Here is a 16,084-nt window from a genome sequence, read left to right as displayed (position 1 = left end):
GAGGTAAATGATTGAATTCGCATGGCTAATCCCAGCGTTACCATTACTTACATTTTTATTACTCATTGTCCTAAGAGAAAAATTAAAGAAAGCAAGTGGCTATGTCGCTGTTCTCATTTCGGGAATCACCTTCATCGTCGCCACACTTGTATTTTTGCAGCTTATAGATGTAGGAAATTTTCTAATGGAGTGGTCATGGCTCACAATCGGTTCCATTGACATTTCATTTGGAATCCTGCTGAATCCGCTGAATGGGCTCATGCTTCTCTTAGTTGCTTTTATCAGCTTTCTTATACATATGTACTCGCTCGGCTATATGGATGGGGATCAGCGTTTTTCTACCTTTTTCGCTTACCTCAGCCTTTTTACCTCAGCGATGCTAGGCTTGGTCATGTCACCAAACCTACTACAATTTTATATGTTCTGGGAGCTTGTCGGACTCGGGTCGTTTTTGCTCATCGGATTCTATTTCTATAAAAATAGTGCCAAACAAGCGGCTAAAAAAGCTTTCATTATGACACGGATTGGGGATGTTGGACTCCTAATTGGATTGATTTTGCTATTTTGGCAAACAAATAGTTTACGTTTTGTAGACATTTATCAAGCAGTGACCAATGGAGACATGAGTGGAGGCATGATAACGCTCATTGCTATTTTAATCTTTATCGGTGCGATTGGAAAGTCAGGTCAATTCCCGCTTCACACATGGCTACCTGATGCGATGGAAGGGCCAACTCCTGTTTCAGCATTAATTCACGCCGCAACGATGGTAGCAGCGGGGGTTTATCTCGTCGCCGTCATGTATCCACTATATATGGCAAGCTCGTTAGCAATGATGATTGTTGCGATTGTTGGAGCCTTTACAGCCATCTATGCGGCCACCATTGGACTTGTCCAAAACGACTTAAAACAAGTTCTAGCCTATTCCACCATTTCACAGCTCGGGTTCATGATGCTTGCGATGGGTGTATTAGGCTACACCGCAGGGATATTTCACCTGTTCACACACGCCTTTTTTAAAGCACTATTGTTCCTAGCGGCTGGAAGCGTCATTCATGCCGTTCACACACAGAACATTAAGGAAATGGGTGGACTTAATCAAAAATTAAAGCTGACCAGCGCGGTGTTTTTAATTGGTGCTCTAGCCATCAGTGGTTTCCCATTATTCTCAGGCTTTTTCAGTAAGGAGGAAATTTTAGCATCTGTCTGGGCAGAAGGACAATATGGGTTGTTTATCATCGCTATTGTTGCTGCATTCCTCACGTCAGTGTATATGTTCCGACTCTATTTCCTCGTCTTTCATGGAGAAAGCAAACTCACATTGGATAAAGTAAAGCCAGTCCCGATGACGATGAAAATTCCAATGATGGTGTTGGCTTTATTTGCGATATTTTCAGGCTTTTTCAATACGAGCTGGTTCGGAACATATATAGCTGACTTTTTAGAAGAGGGAGCAACCTACCTAGAAGGCATCCACCATGGTAGCTCCATTTGGCTAATGTTATTAGCAACCGTAGTTTCATTAGGTGGAATAGCACTGGCTTATCTCATATATGTAAAGAACGCCTTGAATCAGGAAAATTGGAAAACATCAGGTACCTACCAGATGCTATTAAATAAATATTACATGGATGAGTTTTACGATAACACTTTTGTGAAGGGATCACGCGGTATTGGTCTAGGTTTTCAATATGTAGAAAAATATTTTGTCCGACTCATCATTTTATTTATTGGCGATCTTGTAACGACATTTAGTAGAACGGGCTCCAAATCACAAACGGGTCAGGCGCAAACCTATACGGCTGTCGCCTTTCTAGGTCTTGTCCTATTCGCCGCCGTTTATATGCTGAAAGGGGGATATTAACATGGGTACACTTTCCTTATTGGTATTTTCCCCGTTTATTGGTTTAATCGCATTACTATTGGCCGGAAAACAGTCAGACAACATTACCAAACGAATCGCTGCTTTCAGTAGTCTGATTCCGCTCATTTTGTCCATACTTGTTTACGCCCAATATCAAGCAGGCAGTGGCTTAAGCGAAATACTTCGTTGGGTGCAATTTGAAGTAGGAGAACAAACTTTAACCTTGAATTACGAACTCGCAGTAGATGGCTTTAGTGTCATTTTGATTCTACTCACAACCATCATTGCCGTATTGGCTGTGTTTACGAGTAGCTGGCAAATCAAGCAAAATTCACATCTCTTTTTCATGCTAATGTTTTTACTAGAATTTGGGATTCTCGGTGTGTTTTCTGCTGACAATCTAATTCTCTTTTTCATCTTTTTTGAAATAACGTTGATTCCAATGTTCTTTTTAATCGGAAAATGGGGTGGAACCGATCGAGAGGAATCAGCTTTTAGTTATATTATTTACAATGGACTTGGCTCCATGGTGTTGTTGATAGCCATTGCCGCAATCTTTGTTACAGCAGGGACGACTAACTTTAGCGAAGCAGCAGAATATTTCCGCACATCAAATGAAGCGGGATTGCAGCTGGGTATAGCCATTGCTTTCCTCATCGCATTTGGAGTGAAGCTACCCATCTTTCCACTCCATTCATGGATGGTGAAGGTCCACGTTCATGCACCACCTGCTTTGGTGATGATTCATGCGGGGGTGTTACTGAAAATAGGAGCTTATGGACTTATTAAATTTGGAGTAGGCATCTTGCCGGCAAGCTTTACCACCTTAGCTCCACTCATTGCCATACTAGGCTTGGTAAATCTGTTATATGGAGCCTATCTAGCCCTCGTGCAGGAAGAACTTAGATCCGTGCTGGCCTACTCGAGTATCTCCCACATGGGAATCATACTGTTAGGTGTAGCAGCACTAAACGAAGCAGGGATTCAAGGGGCCATCTTCCAGTCTGTATCCCACGGATTAATCTCAGCCCTGTTCTTCCTATTAGTCGGAATCTTGTTGGTGAGAACGAGAACAACCAACTTAAGAAAACTAAGCGGTCTGGCACGACTAACACCTGTTTTAGCCGGATTTTTTTTGGTAGCCGCTCTGGCAGGCCTAGGATTACCAGGAATGAGTGGTTTTGTAAGTGAATTTACCGTTTTCCTAGGAATCTTTGAAAATATGCCTGTAATCGGTGCAATCGGGACACTGGGAATCATCATGACAGTCGTTTACATGCTGAGAGCCATTTTAAAAATGACCTATGGAACATATCGCAATATGTTCGGCGACATGAACGACTTAGGAATGGGAGAACTGATTCCAGCAACCATCCTGTTAATCTGTATCGTCGTTATCGGGGTCTACCCGAACACCATCGCCTTAACAGTTCAACAGACACTCGAAACTCTACTTGTAGGGATAGGGGGATAATTCATGGATATACAAACTTTACTTAGCTTTGAATGGGGAATGATGGCACCAGAATTCACCATACTGATTGTCGGTATCCTGTTATCCTTACTTGACTTATTTGGAAAAGATACATGGAAAAAATCATTACCGTGGCTTGCCGTTGGTGGTGTGGGCGTGGCTATTATTTTCCTTTTATTTCAATATGGGCATGGAGATATATCGATTTTAGGTAATACCTATGTTTTCGACTCCTTCGCCTTTTATTTTAAATTGATTCTACTCATCGCGACTCTACTTATTTTACTCATGGTCATATCTAGAACTGTACAACAGGAAGTCCGAGACAGAGGAGAGTATCTATATTTATTGCTAGCGGCCCTTCTCGGGGGAATGATGGTCGCATCAGGCGGAGACTTGATTTCGTTGTTTGTCGGTTTGGAGCTCCTATCCCTGTCTTCCTATATTATGGTTGGACTACGTAAAAGGGATGTCCGTTCCAGCGAAGGAGCGATGAAATATCTTATCAACGGCTCAATTGCGACAGCTTTCACGCTTTTCGGCATGAGCTACGTCTTTGGATTAACAGGATCAACTAAACTTGTCGATATTGCCCGGGAAATGTCAGGTTCACTAGGAAGTGGCGAACCGGTTGCTATCATCGGATTTATCATTATGTTTGTTGGTCTCGCCTTTAAAATTTCCACGGTTCCATTCCATATGTGGACCCCTGATGTATATGAGGGAGCGGTGACACCTGTTTCAGCCTTCTTGAGTGTGGTATCAAAATCAGCAGGGTTTATCATTATTGTTCGTATCTTCTGGGGGATATTCGGCAATGCAACATTTGGCGGAAGTGACACCTTATTTGCAACGATGATTGATTTTATTGCTGTTCTCGCCTTTTTAACGATGTTCATCGGTAACTTAGTCGCACTTAGACAGCGTAACATGAAACGACTTCTTGCTTATTCAAGCATCGGTCATGCTGGTTATATTTTGATCCCGCTTGTTTCCTTGACTCCTGTGTCCTTAGAAAATATTTGGTTTTATCTTTTAGCCTATGCTTTTATGACAATCGGTGCCTTTATGGTCATCTACATACTGGAGCAGCAAAAACAGTCCGAGGACATTTCTATCTTTACGGGGCTTTACCGAGAATCGCCTGCTCTAGCCATTATCATGACCATATTCCTCGCATCCTTAGCAGGGATACCAGGGACAGCCGGGTTTATCGGAAAGTTTAATATCTTCGTCGGCGCGGTTGCTGCTGATCCGGCACAGTACATTTTAGCGGGAACCATGGCTGTCATGACAGTCGTATCTTATATTTATTACTTCAACATTATGGTGCAAATGTATATTCGTAAGCCTCAGCTCGAGGGAACAACAAAGATTGCTAGACTACAATCTGTTCCGTTGATTTTATGTGTAGCTGGAACTATCGGGTTAGGTGTATTCCCGTTTATTGCACTGAATTTTTTCCACTAAATTGACAATCACTCCTAAATATTGCAAAGTGAATGGAGAGTAATATAGGAGGGAATAACATGACTGAAGCTATTGGAATGTCAGCTTTTACAGGAATCATTTCACATATCATCTTTTTTGTCGTTACGTGGAAAGTACTTGAAGGCTTACGTATTGAACAATTTTTTAAAAAAGGAAAAGTGATGGAGGCTAGAATTCTGTTCATCCTTGTATGTATAACCATTGGCGCCACAGCTAGTAACTTTTTTCTAGACATCCTAAGCTGGTCACAGGATTTAGTCTATTTATTTTAAAGGTTGAGTATAAACTCTCCCTCTCCCGTCCATAATTAATGATAGATAAAACGGGAGAGGGAGAGTTTTTTTATGTTTAAAAAAGCAATGATTTCTATTATTCTATTAATCTCATTCATTCAAATATCCACTAATCATCCGCAGGCAGAAGGTAACCAGGAGCTTAAGCCACTTGATGACATTTATGATTTTTTTCAACAGGAAAAGTTACAGTTCAAGGAATGGCAAGTGATGATGCAGGAAGAGATTACTGTAGAACAGAAGGAAGAAGTGCCACAGATCATGAAACAGCTTTTTCCTCACGCGTCCATTCAAAAGCAGGTTGAAGAGGATACCATGAAATATTTTATAAACAACCACAATAAAAATGAAAACATGCGCGAAAAGTTATCAATAGTCCACCAAAAACATAGTCAACAAGCCCAAATGAAATACATCATTACCGGCGGCGAATGGAATGACGAAATCAGGACGAAATTAGAAAAAAAGATGACTCAACAAATTTTTAAGAGATTCGACAAATATCCATCTTTTTTCACTTGTATGAAGGCAACTAGTAGTGATAATATAAAAAGTAATTTGTTAGTAGATAATTTTCAACAATTTTCAAATATGGAAAAATTGACATCAGTAAACGAAGAAAACTTTAAAACAATTTCTGGATATATTCACAAATGGAAGATAGACTCAATACCTATATCACATGAGGAAAAAATGAATATTCAATTGGCGGTACGTAATGGCTTGGAACACGGTTCGAATGTAATTGTTGGAACGCCAATCCTTGTTGTTGAATATTAATAATAGTGAAAATGAGGACGCGGAGGGAGAAAGCATTGGATAAAATCATCGTAAGTGGTGGGAGACAGCTGCGCGGCACGGTGAAGGTTTCCGGCGCCAAGAACGCTGTTTTACCCGTCATAGCAGCAAGTATAATGGCAAATGAAGGGAAAAGTAAGATTCATGAAGTACCTGCTCTCGCTGATGTAGACACGATGAGCGAAGTATTACGATATATGAATGTAAATGTTTTATCACACAATAACACACTAATAGTAGACGCAGCAAGATATCTGAAAACAGAGGCTCCATTAGAATACGTAAGAAAAATGCGTGCGTCTGTCCTTGTTTTAGGTCCTCTCCTCGCACGTTATGGGCATGCAAAAGTGGCAATGCCTGGTGGCTGTGCGATCGGTTCAAGACCTATTGATCAACACTTAAAAGGCTTTGAAGCGATGGGGGCTAAGGTTCATGTAGGCAACGGGTTTGTAGAAGCCTACACGGAAACCAACCAACGACTCCAAGGTGCCAAAATTTATTTAGATTTCCCAAGTGTTGGGGCTACCGAAAATATTATGATGGCAGCGGCCCTTGCTGAAGGTAAAACCATAATCGAAAATTGCGCAAGAGAGCCTGAAATTGTGGATCTTGCCAACTTCTTAAATAAAATGGGCGCTAAAATTGTTGGTGCCGGTACAGAAACAATTAAAATCGATGGAGTCGATACGTTAAAAGGTACCGAACACACCATGATCCCAGACCGAATTGAAGCGGGAACCTTTATGGTCGCCGCGGCAATCACAGGTGGAAACGTATATGTAAAGGGAGCTTTAATGGAGCACTTAAGCTCAACGGTTGCAAAGCTAGAAGAGATGGGCGTAACCATTATTGAGGAAAAAGAAGGTCTTCGTGTTATTGGACCAGAAAAACTCAAAGCAGTGAACATCAAAACGTTACCACATCCTGGTTTTCCAACCGATATGCAGGCGCAATTAATGGCGCTTGCCATGAGAGCTCAAGGAACCAGTGTAATTAGTGAAACCGTATTTGAAAATCGCTTTATGCACGTAGAAGAATTTGGTCGCATGAACGGCAACATTCGAATAGAAGGAAGAAGTGCCATTATCGAAGGTCCTGTTGACCTACAAGGTGCAGAAGTATCTGCAACAGACCTAAGAGCAGCCGCAGCCTTAATTCTAGCAGGATTAGTTGCTGACGGTTATACACGTGTGACCGAATTAAAGCATCTGGATCGCGGCTACGTAAACATCGTCGGAAAACTAAAGCAACTAGGTGCCGACATCATTAGAGTAAGAGACGTTCAAGGCGAAGAGCAAATGATAGACGAAGAAGATACAGAAAACGAAGGTAAAATATCCTCACTATAGTCCTGAGAATGAGGGCGTACGTGTGTGTTTTATAGGAAGCAGGTGGTTCTGGTGGAGCCACCTGTTTTTCTATTTTGTGCTGGGGTGGAGTGGGTGCCTTGGGGGGCGGTTTCAGCATTTGATGGGGGCTCTTTAGTTGTTTCAGTAAAGTTCTCGTTAACTTTAGCATAATCTCATTGGACTTCAGCATATGCAGTGGTCTTCAGCATTTGCATGGCAAACTTAAGCAAACAAGAGCGGGAGTTCAGCATCTAGAGGGCCGTCTTTAGCAAGGAGAGTGGGTTCAGCAAACAGCACACGATCTTTAGTTAATTAAAGAGCAACTTTAGTAAAACCCTCGTAAACTCTAGCATAAATCACCCAATCATCAGCATTTCCCCTCATCTTTAGCATTTGCACGCAAACTTAAGCAAACAAGAGCAGGAGTTCAGCATCTAGGGGCCAGACTTCAGCTTGGAAACTGGGTTCAGCAAACAGCACGCGATCTTTAGTTAATTAAAGAGCAACTTTAGCAAAACCTCCTCAACCTCTAGCATAAATCGCCCAATCATCAGCATTTCCGTTCATCTACAGCATATATGCATAATCTTTAGCAAATAACCAAGGAACTTCAGCATGACCACGCACCCCACACGCACCCCAAGCCCACACACCACCGGGACAAGTCTATGAACTGATAATTTTTTGTTCTATCATTTCAACCTCCTGAATAGATTTCATAGTAGAGTATGAAAGGAGGCTTTGTGTATTGAATGTGAAGAAAGTGAGTATCATCGCAGTTCTTGTCCTGGTTTCCATCATCGTTATTATTCCTACTGCCATTGTGACTCCTTATATTGGCGCGGGGGCGAATGTTCAGGATGACAATCAAGCAGAAACAAGTGGAGAAAAGCAAGAAAATTTATCAGCAGAGCCTACTGCTAAAGAGGAAGATCCTTATGTTGTCTCTGTGTTCAGATCACAGGATAAAACGGTTGATGACATGCCACTAGAGGAATATGTGGTGGGAGTGGTGGCATCCGAAATGCCAGCTGAATTTGAGTTAGAGGCATTGAAGGCACAGTCTTTGGCAGCTAGAACCTATGTAGTGAAGTACTTATTAAATGGTGGGGGAGATGAAAAGAACGACCCCATTACGGATACAGTTCAGCATCAGGTTTATAAAAGTGAAGAAGAACTAAAGCGAATTTGGAAAGAGGATTATTCGTGGAAGATAAAAAAGGTCAAGAAGGCAGTTGCTGAAACAAAGGGCAAAATTATAACATATGAAGGGAAGCCAATTACACCATCGTTCTTCTCTACTAGTAACGGGTACACCGAAAACTCTGAGGATTATTGGCAAAACCCAATTCCATACTTAGTGAGTGTAGAAAGCCCATGGGACCGGGAATCCCCTAAATTTGAAGATCAAAAAATTGTGACGATTGAAAAGGCGGAACAGGCGCTGGGTATTAATTTTAATGCCAATCCTACGATCGAAACCTTAGCGCGAACTAGCAGCAATCGAATCGAGACCATTAAAATTGCGGGGAAGGAGTTTTCTGGTCGTAAGGTAAGGGAGGCTCTTGATTTGCGCTCTAGTGATTTCACCGTCGAACAAAAAAGTAATCACCTTGTCTTCAGAACAAAAGGCTATGGTCACGGTGTTGGGATGAGCCAGTATGGTGCAAACGGTATGGCGGAAGAGGGAAAGACGTATAAGGAAATTTTAAAGTACTATTATAAAGGAACAAAAATTACGGAAATCGAATCTGATCCGGAGCGGGTTACAGCGTTGAAACAGTAATATAGAAACAGCGGCAATCGTATTATGCGGTCCGCTGTTTTTTTAGTTCAATGGTTATTTGCTGTGCTGACTTATGTGGTAAGAGACTCACTTATCTGTCCACCAATTGTTTTTTCGTGTTTATCAGCATTCCTTTCCAAAACTTTAAAGAAATCCTCACTAATATCCTTAGGTAGTTTACCATCTTCTTTTTTGATCCATTTGAAGAAAAAATCCATTTCATTTCGTTCTTGCATACTTCCTTACTTACCTCCAATATGCTATTTTATTTTAAATATAGGCCTGCGTTGAAGGTTTAATTCAGGGTTTACATGTGCAATCAAAGTGCGTCTTAGATTACTTTATATAACTGTTATTTAATTTATGATGGCATAAAAACCCCTCACTCCACACAACTTTTTTCTAAAAATCCGCATAAAATCACAACTTTATCAAAAAATAAGTAGAAAAATTTAATTTTGAGGTATATAAACTATCACTTTTGCTCAGAATGATTGCTGAGGTGGTGATAAAATGAAAGAAGAAAAAAATTCAACTTGGAGTAGGCTTATACGCAAGAAGTGGTTTTATCCAGCAGTTTATTTGACTTTTGCAGCTTTGATTTTAACAGGTGTCATCTGGTATCAAAATACAGCTATTGATTTACCAGACGAAAGTGCAGATCAGTCAGACCAACTTGATTCAGAAGGTACAGTGACAGATCCATTAGGACAAGGCCCTGACGGTGAATCAGTTCCGGTTGTGGATCAAGATGAGCTCTTGAAGATGCCTGTCGCGAGTGCAGATGATACAGAGATTGTAACCAAATTCTATGATTACAACGCATCAGAGGAAGAGCAAGAACAGGCACTCATCCTTTACAATAATAAGTACTATCAAAGTAAAGGAATTGACATTGCGTCTGCCAACGACGAACCATTTGATGTCACAGCTGCATTGACTGGTAGCGTTACAGAGGTGAAAGAAGATCCTTTACTAGGTATGGTAGTTGAGCTTACACATGACAATGGTGTAACGACTCATTATGCTAGTTTAGAAGAAGTAGCCGTAGAATCCGGCCAAGAAGTTAGTCAAGGTGATGTTTTAGGTACTGCTGGTAAAAACCTATATGGACAAGCGAATGGAACGCATGTACATTTCGAAGTGCGTAAAGACGAAAATCCAATCAACCCAGAAGACTTCTTCAATAAACCAATTAGCGACATTGAAGCGCCTAAATCTGATGAAAAGGCCAATGAAGATGAAGCTACTGAGGGTGAAGAAGGAAATAATGGTGAAGAGGCAACAGAAGAGGAAGAAACATCAGGTGAGAATAGTGATGAGAATGTAACGGAAGAAGATAACGTTACAGAAGATGAAAATGTATCAGAAGACGGAAATGAAGATGATGAAACGGGTGACGATGAGGAAGGCGACAATGCCGGTGAAGATGAATCTCAATCGTCAGTTTCATCAACAACAGCATAAACATTATGAAACAGACTGTCTCCACGTGGAGGCGGTCTTTTTTTTGCGTTTTCTCACAGAAACACCAACATGAAGGACATTATAGTTAAAATAGATTCAGGCCTTGTCCATCATAAATTTGATGAGGGACAATTCTCTTAGTTTTTGACCAAACTTTGTCCGTCAAGGCACCGATGACGGACATTTTATCAGTTAGATAACTAAATATTGTTCATTATGGCCATAATGACGGACATTTCCATTGAAATTAAATCAAGCTCTGTCCTTCATACTCTTCTTTTATGTACAATAAAGGAGAATACCCCTTTTTCACCCAAAAAACCAACAAACACCTTGTCCCTATTGAATTTTAAGCATATTCGGCCGACCTCGTTAATAAAATGTTACAAACAAACTCAAAGAAAGGTTTGAGGTGGGAAAGTGTGTGTTGTAGCCAACCAACAATTAGAAGCAAAAAATGGACATCTAACTGATAAATCGAACCGACCTAGTCATCTTAGTCCAATCACCTTGTCTCATTTCACGCCTTTAAGAGATCCAACTCAGGGAGGCGAGTGGTGTGCACGATTACATCAAAGAACGTACGATCAAGATAGGGAAATATATCGTGGAGACAAGGAAAACAGTCCGAGTGATAGCGAAGGAATTCGGAGTGTCCAAGAGTACTGTCCATAAGGATTTAACGGAAAGACTGCCAGAAATTAATCCTGAACTTTGGAAAGAGGTACAGGAAATATTAACGTATCACAAATCAATTCGACATCTGCGTGGTGGTGAAGCGACGAAAAAGAAGTACAGTGATCAAACAGAACCGAAAAGTAAAACCATTTCATAGTGGGCAGCTGCATTTCCCTGTATCTGTAAATCCTAACAACCTGGTCTAGCCTGAGCACAAAGTCCTTAACCTGCACAAACAACCAGAACAATCCACCCTTACATAATCCCCAACAGTCACCAAAGCCAAAAATCTCCATTCCCATGCGTTTATATCCATATACTCCAATATTTTTCGAAAAATTATGAGACGATTTGACAATTTTTATGTTAAAATGTAGAAATAGAATGGTATAATTACGGACAGTATGTAAAATAGGAAGAATGAAGACGCAGGGAGGACTATAAGTACATGTTTTCACGGGATATCGGAATCGACTTAGGAACAGCTAATGTACTCATACATGTAAAAGGAAAAGGAATTGTACTGGATGAGCCATCCGTTGTAGCAATGGATCGGAATACAGGGAAAGTGCTTGAAGTAGGAGAAGCTGCCCGTCGCATGATTGGACGTACTCCAGGTAATATTGTCGCAATGCGCCCTTTGAAGGATGGGGTAATTGCAGATTTTGATGTGACAGAAGCCATGTTAAAGTACTTTATTGAAAAAATTAACGTGAGAGGCTTTTTGTCGAAACCACGAATTTTAGTTTGCTGCCCAACCAACATTACAAAAGTAGAACAAAAGGCAATTAGAGAAGCAGCTGAAAAAAGCGGTGGCAAAAAGGTCTATCTTGAAGAAGAACCAAAGGTGGCGGCGATTGGAGCCGGCATGGACATCTTTCAGCCTAGCGGTAATTTAGTATTAGACATAGGCGGTGGAACAACGGACATTGCAGTATTGTCCATGGGAGATATTGTCACCGCCTCCTCGATTAAAATGGCCGGGGACAAGTTTGATTATGAAATCATGAATTATATTAAGCAAAAGTATAAGCTATTAATCGGGGATCGTACTGCTGAGGAAATCAAAATCAACGTCGCTACCGTTTATCCAAATGGACGTTACGAAGAAATGGATATTCGTGGACGAGATCTTGTGACAGGATTACCTCGGACTATTACAGTCAATTCTAGAGAAATTAATGAATCATTAAACGAAGCGGTTGCTTTAATTGTACAAGCTGCTAAATCCGTCCTTGAGAGAACACCACCAGAACTATCAGCTGACATTATTGATCGTGGAGCCATTTTAACCGGTGGTGGGGCACTCTTGAACGGTTTAGACCAAGTCCTTTCCGATGAACTGAAGGTCCCTGTCCTCATTGCAGAAGAGCCAATGCACTGTGTTGCTAAAGGTACAGGATTAATGCTTGAGCATATCGATAAATTGCCTAAGGTGAAAAATTAATTTTTATCCATAGTAAAGGAGTGTCCAGCGATGCTGAGAGGCTATAATACAGCTGCGGCGGGAATGATTTCACAGCAACGGCGTCAGGATGTGCTTTCTAACAATTTGGCCAATGCACTAACGCCAGGTTACAAAGCAGATCAAACGACTTTGCGTGCCTTTCCCGAGCTTTTAATTCAACGACAAAGTGCGGAACAAATTCCAGTTCAGCATTCTGTTAAAATTCCATCAAATAAATTACTTGGCAGCATCAACACAGGTGTTTATATGCAAGAAACCATTCCATCCTTCGAGCAGGGTGATGTTCAGCAAACAGGGATGAATACGGATGTAGCTTTGTGGAATGGGCAGCTCCCGGATGAAAATGGCTTTTTATTTTTCACCGTCCAAAATGAAAATGGTGAGACAAGCTATACAAGAAACGGGAATTTTACCATTGATGAACAAGGCTATCTCGTAACCAATAGTGGTTATTACGTCTTGGATGAAAATCAAAATCGTATTCAGCCCAATCATGACCAATTTTCAGTAACAAAGGATGGACAAATTCGCGTGGATGGAAACACCATTCCATTAGGGATTACCTATCATCCAAATGCTACTGAGTTAACTAAAGGAAATAACGATTTGTATCAGCTTGAAAATGGACAGGCAATTGAAAATGCAAGAAATGTAGCGGGTGTAACATTTGAAGTTCAACAAGGTATGCTAGAGCGTTCAAATGTGGATACGGCCGCGACCATGACTAGCATGATGCAAACCTTCCGTAACTTTGAAATGAATCAGCAAGTGTTAAAGGCCTTTGATCAAAGCATGGACATAGCTGTTAATCAAATTGGAAAGCTTCGTTAAGGGGAGATTTTAGATGCGTAGTTCATTATTAGCCGCCACAACCATGGGGCAACTACAAAAAAAGCTTGATATCGTAGGACAAAATATGGCCAACGCCAATACAACAGGATACAAAGCCAAAACGGCTAATTTTTCATCACTACTCACCCAGCAAATCAACCAGCCTAATGATCAAGCGCCAAGACAAACCCCAGAAGGCATTCGCCAGGGTACAGGTGCAAGACTTGGGCATACCAATTTGAGAATGACTGCTGGTTCACTGCAGCAAACCGATCGCCCACTAGACGTTGCTTTAACCAATGAAAATCAATATTTTCAAGTGCAAGTGACCAATAATGGGGCAACCGAAACTCAGTATACCCGTGCTGGAAATTTATATTTACAGCCTGTGAATAACAATGAACAGGTTATGTTGGTGTCGGCTGAAGGGAATCCCCTAATGGGACAAAATGGACCTATTATGATAGCGGGGGGAATGGATAATGTTGAAATCCAGGATAATGGAAACATCGTTGTAACCCGTGGCCAAGCGAAGCAAGTGGAAGATACACTTGACGTCGTGCAAATTAACCGTCCTCGTTCACTTGAATCAGCAGGTGGAAATCGCTATCGTTTTCCAAATGGTCCTGAAGCAGGCATGCTAGAAAATGTTGCAGATCTCAACTTACAAGTGGGTGCCTTAGAATCCTCCAACGTGAATCTTGGTGAGGAAATGACCAGTATGCTGGAAATTCAACGAGCATATCAATTTAACAGCCAAAGTATTTCGATTGGCGATCAAATGTCGAGCTTAATTAACCAATTGCGTCGATAGTTGGGGTATTGCGTCGTATGTTATGATGGGATAGAAATCATTCATTATTTAATGAGTAAAACCTAAGTTTTCTAAAATGAAGACGAGGAGCTTTCGTATGGTTACAGATCGAAAACAGAGTCGAACACAAACAAGAGAACAAGTGAAACAACGCAAGAAATCGGCTCAAAAAGAAGAAAAAATAACAAAGCGTGCCCAAAGAAAAGAAAAGAAGGCTCAAAAAGCTGAGGTCAAACCAAAAAAAATGCGCCGAAGAATTTTTCCAATTTGGTTACGAGTAATCGTAGCCATACTGTTAAGCATTGGAGCACTAGCCGGCGGATTGATGATGGGCTATGGCGTAATTGGGGATGGCTCTCCAACCGATGTTCTTGAGCGTTCTACGTGGCAGCATATTGTGGATATTGTGTTGAAGGAATAGAATCTTTATATTGAGGGAGAGGGATTTTCTGCTGTGAGGGTGGGAGGTCCTTTTTGTTTTGTGGGCGAGTTAGGCGTGCGGGATTGAGAGTGAGCGGGCTGTGTGGATGCTGAAGAATGGTGTTGAAAAGCTGAAGTTGATTCACTAATAGCTGAAGCCAGGGTTAAATGCTAAAGATTAGGTATAAGATGCTGAACATGGTGGTGAGCATGCTGGAGTGTGCAGTGTTTATGCTGAAGTTTATCATGAAAATGCTGAATCCAGTCAACGCGTCTGAGCAGCCTGTGGATGCTGAAGAATGACCTTGAAAAGCTAAAGTTGTTAAACAATAAGCTAAAGCTAGGATTAAATGCTGAAGATTAGGTATAGGATGCTGAACATGGTGGTGAGCATGCTGGAGTATGCAGTGTTTATGCTGAAGTTTTTCATGAAAATGCTGAATCCACTCAACGCGTCTGAGCAGACTGGGGATGCTGAAGAATGGTGTTGAAAAGCTGAAATTATCAATTAATATGCTGAAGCCAGGGTTAAATGCTAAAGATAAGGTATAGATAGGATGCTCAACATAATGTCGAGCATGCTGGAGTGCGCGATGTTTATGCTAAAGTCCACCATGAAAATGCTGAACTTGCCCCAGTGGATACACCAACACCACCCTGCACTCCACCCAATTTTCTGTTATGATTAATAAAAATACATACATAAATCGGAGGTCTTTACATGGAAATGGATATCAACCAAATTAAGGAAATCATTCCGCATCGCTATCCTTTTTTACTCGTCGATCAAATTGTTGAATTTGAAGAAGGGGAAAAGGCTGTTGGGATTAAAAATGTGACTATTAACGAACCGTTTTTCCAGGGACATTTCCCTGATTATCCTGTGATGCCAGGGGTACTTATTGTTGAAGCTTTGGCACAGGTTGGGGCAACTTCCATTTTACAAAAGGAAGAGAACAAAGGGAAAATTGGCTTTCTCGCTGGGATTGATAAGTGTCGTTTTAAGCGCCAAGTAACACCTGGTGATCAGCTTCGACTAGAAGTAGAAATCATTCGTGTTAAGGGCCCTATTGGAAAAGGGAAGGGCGTTGCAACTGTGAATGGAGAGGTTGCTTGTGAAGCGGAAATTACATTTGCGATTGGGAAATAAAAATAAATAGTGACCATTTGCGCCCAGGGTAATTGAACTGGGCGTTTTTGATGTGGTCATTGGGCTTGTCAAGTAAAGTGTGTAAGTTCAGATATATTTCAGAACTCGATCCTTTAATCGATCATCAACTAATAACTGGTTCATAGCTAAGGACCAATTCTGTATGTGTCCACCTTCCCATTTGGTCTCTAATTCTTTTAC

General features: G+C 41.1%; 15 protein-coding genes. 14 read left to right on the top strand and 1 reads right to left on the bottom strand.

The window, feature by feature from the left end:
• Positions 1–7: 7 nt before the first annotated feature.
• The 7 genes from nuoL to spoIID all read left to right on the top strand — a co-directional run bounded on the left by nuoL (position 8) and on the right by spoIID (position 9,055).
• On the top strand, positions 8–1,864 hold the full coding sequence (gene nuoL, locus GH754_RS07510) for an NADH-quinone oxidoreductase subunit L (RefSeq protein WP_153728115.1): 1,857 nt from the start codon (positions 8–10) through the stop codon (positions 1,862–1,864).
• 1 nt (position 1,865) lies between these two features.
• Complete coding sequence (locus GH754_RS07505) at positions 1,866–3,338, top strand: complex I subunit 4 family protein (protein ID WP_153728114.1); 1,473 nt, start codon at positions 1,866–1,868, stop codon at positions 3,336–3,338.
• A gap of 3 nt (positions 3,339–3,341) precedes the next feature.
• Positions 3,342–4,808, top strand: a complete 1,467-nt coding sequence (nuoN, locus tag GH754_RS07500) for an NADH-quinone oxidoreductase subunit NuoN (RefSeq protein WP_153728113.1) — start codon at positions 3,342–3,344, stop codon at positions 4,806–4,808.
• Between the two features lie 59 nt (positions 4,809–4,867).
• Entirely contained in the window at positions 4,868–5,101 is a 234-nt protein-coding gene (locus GH754_RS07495; RefSeq protein ID WP_153728112.1) for a DUF1146 family protein, read from the top strand.
• A gap of 72 nt (positions 5,102–5,173) precedes the next feature.
• Positions 5,174–5,902, top strand: a complete 729-nt coding sequence (locus tag GH754_RS07490) for a YwmB family TATA-box binding protein (protein ID WP_153728111.1) — start codon at positions 5,174–5,176, stop codon at positions 5,900–5,902.
• A gap of 35 nt (positions 5,903–5,937) precedes the next feature.
• Complete coding sequence (gene murA / locus GH754_RS07485; RefSeq protein WP_153728110.1) at positions 5,938–7,269, top strand: UDP-N-acetylglucosamine 1-carboxyvinyltransferase; 1,332 nt, start codon at positions 5,938–5,940, stop codon at positions 7,267–7,269.
• A 754-nt stretch (positions 7,270–8,023) separates the two neighbouring features.
• A complete protein-coding gene (spoIID, locus tag GH754_RS07480) occupies positions 8,024–9,055 on the top strand; it encodes a stage II sporulation protein D (RefSeq protein ID WP_323741923.1) in 1,032 nt (343 codons plus the stop codon).
• A 71-nt stretch (positions 9,056–9,126) separates the two neighbouring features.
• On the opposite strand, the gene GH754_RS07475 is transcribed toward spoIID, so the two are convergent.
• The gene (locus tag GH754_RS07475) at positions 9,127–9,291 is read right to left on the bottom strand and encodes a hypothetical protein (RefSeq protein WP_153728108.1); all 165 of its coding nucleotides are present in this window, start codon (positions 9,289–9,291) and stop codon (positions 9,127–9,129) included.
• Between the two features lie 277 nt (positions 9,292–9,568).
• Between GH754_RS07475 and GH754_RS07470 the strand changes: the two genes are divergently transcribed.
• From GH754_RS07470 to fabZ, 7 genes are all read left to right on the top strand, one after another.
• Complete coding sequence (locus GH754_RS07470) at positions 9,569–10,522, top strand: M23 family metallopeptidase (protein WP_153728107.1); 954 nt, start codon at positions 9,569–9,571, stop codon at positions 10,520–10,522.
• A gap of 559 nt (positions 10,523–11,081) precedes the next feature.
• Entirely contained in the window at positions 11,082–11,357 is a 276-nt protein-coding gene (gene spoIIID / locus GH754_RS07465) for a sporulation transcriptional regulator SpoIIID (RefSeq protein WP_323741901.1), read from the top strand.
• Positions 11,358–11,648: 291 nt separating this feature from the next.
• Positions 11,649–12,647, top strand: a complete 999-nt coding sequence (mreB, locus tag GH754_RS07460) for a rod shape-determining protein (protein WP_153728106.1) — start codon at positions 11,649–11,651, stop codon at positions 12,645–12,647.
• Positions 12,648–12,677: 30 nt separating this feature from the next.
• A complete protein-coding gene (locus GH754_RS07455) occupies positions 12,678–13,499 on the top strand; it encodes a flagellar hook-basal body protein (RefSeq protein WP_153728105.1) in 822 nt (273 codons plus the stop codon).
• A 13-nt stretch (positions 13,500–13,512) separates the two neighbouring features.
• Entirely contained in the window at positions 13,513–14,313 is an 801-nt protein-coding gene (locus tag GH754_RS07450) for a flagellar hook-basal body protein (protein WP_153728104.1), read from the top strand.
• A gap of 97 nt (positions 14,314–14,410) precedes the next feature.
• Complete coding sequence (locus GH754_RS07445; protein WP_153728103.1) at positions 14,411–14,734, top strand: DNA-directed RNA polymerase subunit beta; 324 nt, start codon at positions 14,411–14,413, stop codon at positions 14,732–14,734.
• A gap of 726 nt (positions 14,735–15,460) precedes the next feature.
• Positions 15,461–15,883, top strand: coding sequence for a 3-hydroxyacyl-ACP dehydratase FabZ (gene fabZ, locus GH754_RS07440; RefSeq protein ID WP_153728280.1), 423 nt, complete (start codon positions 15,461–15,463; stop codon positions 15,881–15,883).
• The last annotated feature ends 201 nt before the right edge of the window (positions 15,884–16,084 follow it).

Source organism: Salinibacillus xinjiangensis (assembly GCF_009649735.1).
Lineage (GTDB): Bacteria > Bacillota > Bacilli > Bacillales > Alkalibacillaceae > Salinibacillus > Salinibacillus xinjiangensis.
This window is presented reverse-complemented; position numbering and strand designations above follow the sequence as displayed.

Excerpts from the sequence above, each read along its gene's own strand:
- GH754_RS07445 (WP_153728103.1), top strand. The coding sequence starts at position 14,411 with ATGGTTACAGATCGAAAACAGAGTCGAACACAAACAAGAGAACAAGTG.
- mreB (WP_153728106.1), top strand. The coding sequence starts at position 11,649 with ATGTTTTCACGGGATATCGGAATCGACTTAGGAACAGCTAATGTACTC.
- GH754_RS07490 (WP_153728111.1), top strand. The coding sequence starts at position 5,174 with ATGTTTAAAAAAGCAATGATTTCTATTATTCTATTAATCTCATTCATT.
- GH754_RS07455 (WP_153728105.1), top strand. The coding sequence starts at position 12,678 with ATGCTGAGAGGCTATAATACAGCTGCGGCGGGAATGATTTCACAGCAA.
- nuoN (WP_153728113.1), top strand. The coding sequence starts at position 3,342 with ATGGATATACAAACTTTACTTAGCTTTGAATGGGGAATGATGGCACCA.
- GH754_RS07475 (WP_153728108.1), bottom strand. The coding sequence starts at position 9,291 with ATGCAAGAACGAAATGAAATGGATTTTTTCTTCAAATGGATCAAAAAA.
- GH754_RS07505 (WP_153728114.1), top strand. The coding sequence starts at position 1,866 with ATGGGTACACTTTCCTTATTGGTATTTTCCCCGTTTATTGGTTTAATC.
- GH754_RS07495 (WP_153728112.1), top strand. The coding sequence starts at position 4,868 with ATGACTGAAGCTATTGGAATGTCAGCTTTTACAGGAATCATTTCACAT.
- GH754_RS07470 (WP_153728107.1), top strand. The coding sequence starts at position 9,569 with ATGAAAGAAGAAAAAAATTCAACTTGGAGTAGGCTTATACGCAAGAAG.
- fabZ (WP_153728280.1), top strand. The coding sequence starts at position 15,461 with ATGGATATCAACCAAATTAAGGAAATCATTCCGCATCGCTATCCTTTT.
- nuoL (WP_153728115.1), top strand. The coding sequence starts at position 8 with ATGATTGAATTCGCATGGCTAATCCCAGCGTTACCATTACTTACATTT.
- GH754_RS07450 (WP_153728104.1), top strand. The coding sequence starts at position 13,513 with ATGCGTAGTTCATTATTAGCCGCCACAACCATGGGGCAACTACAAAAA.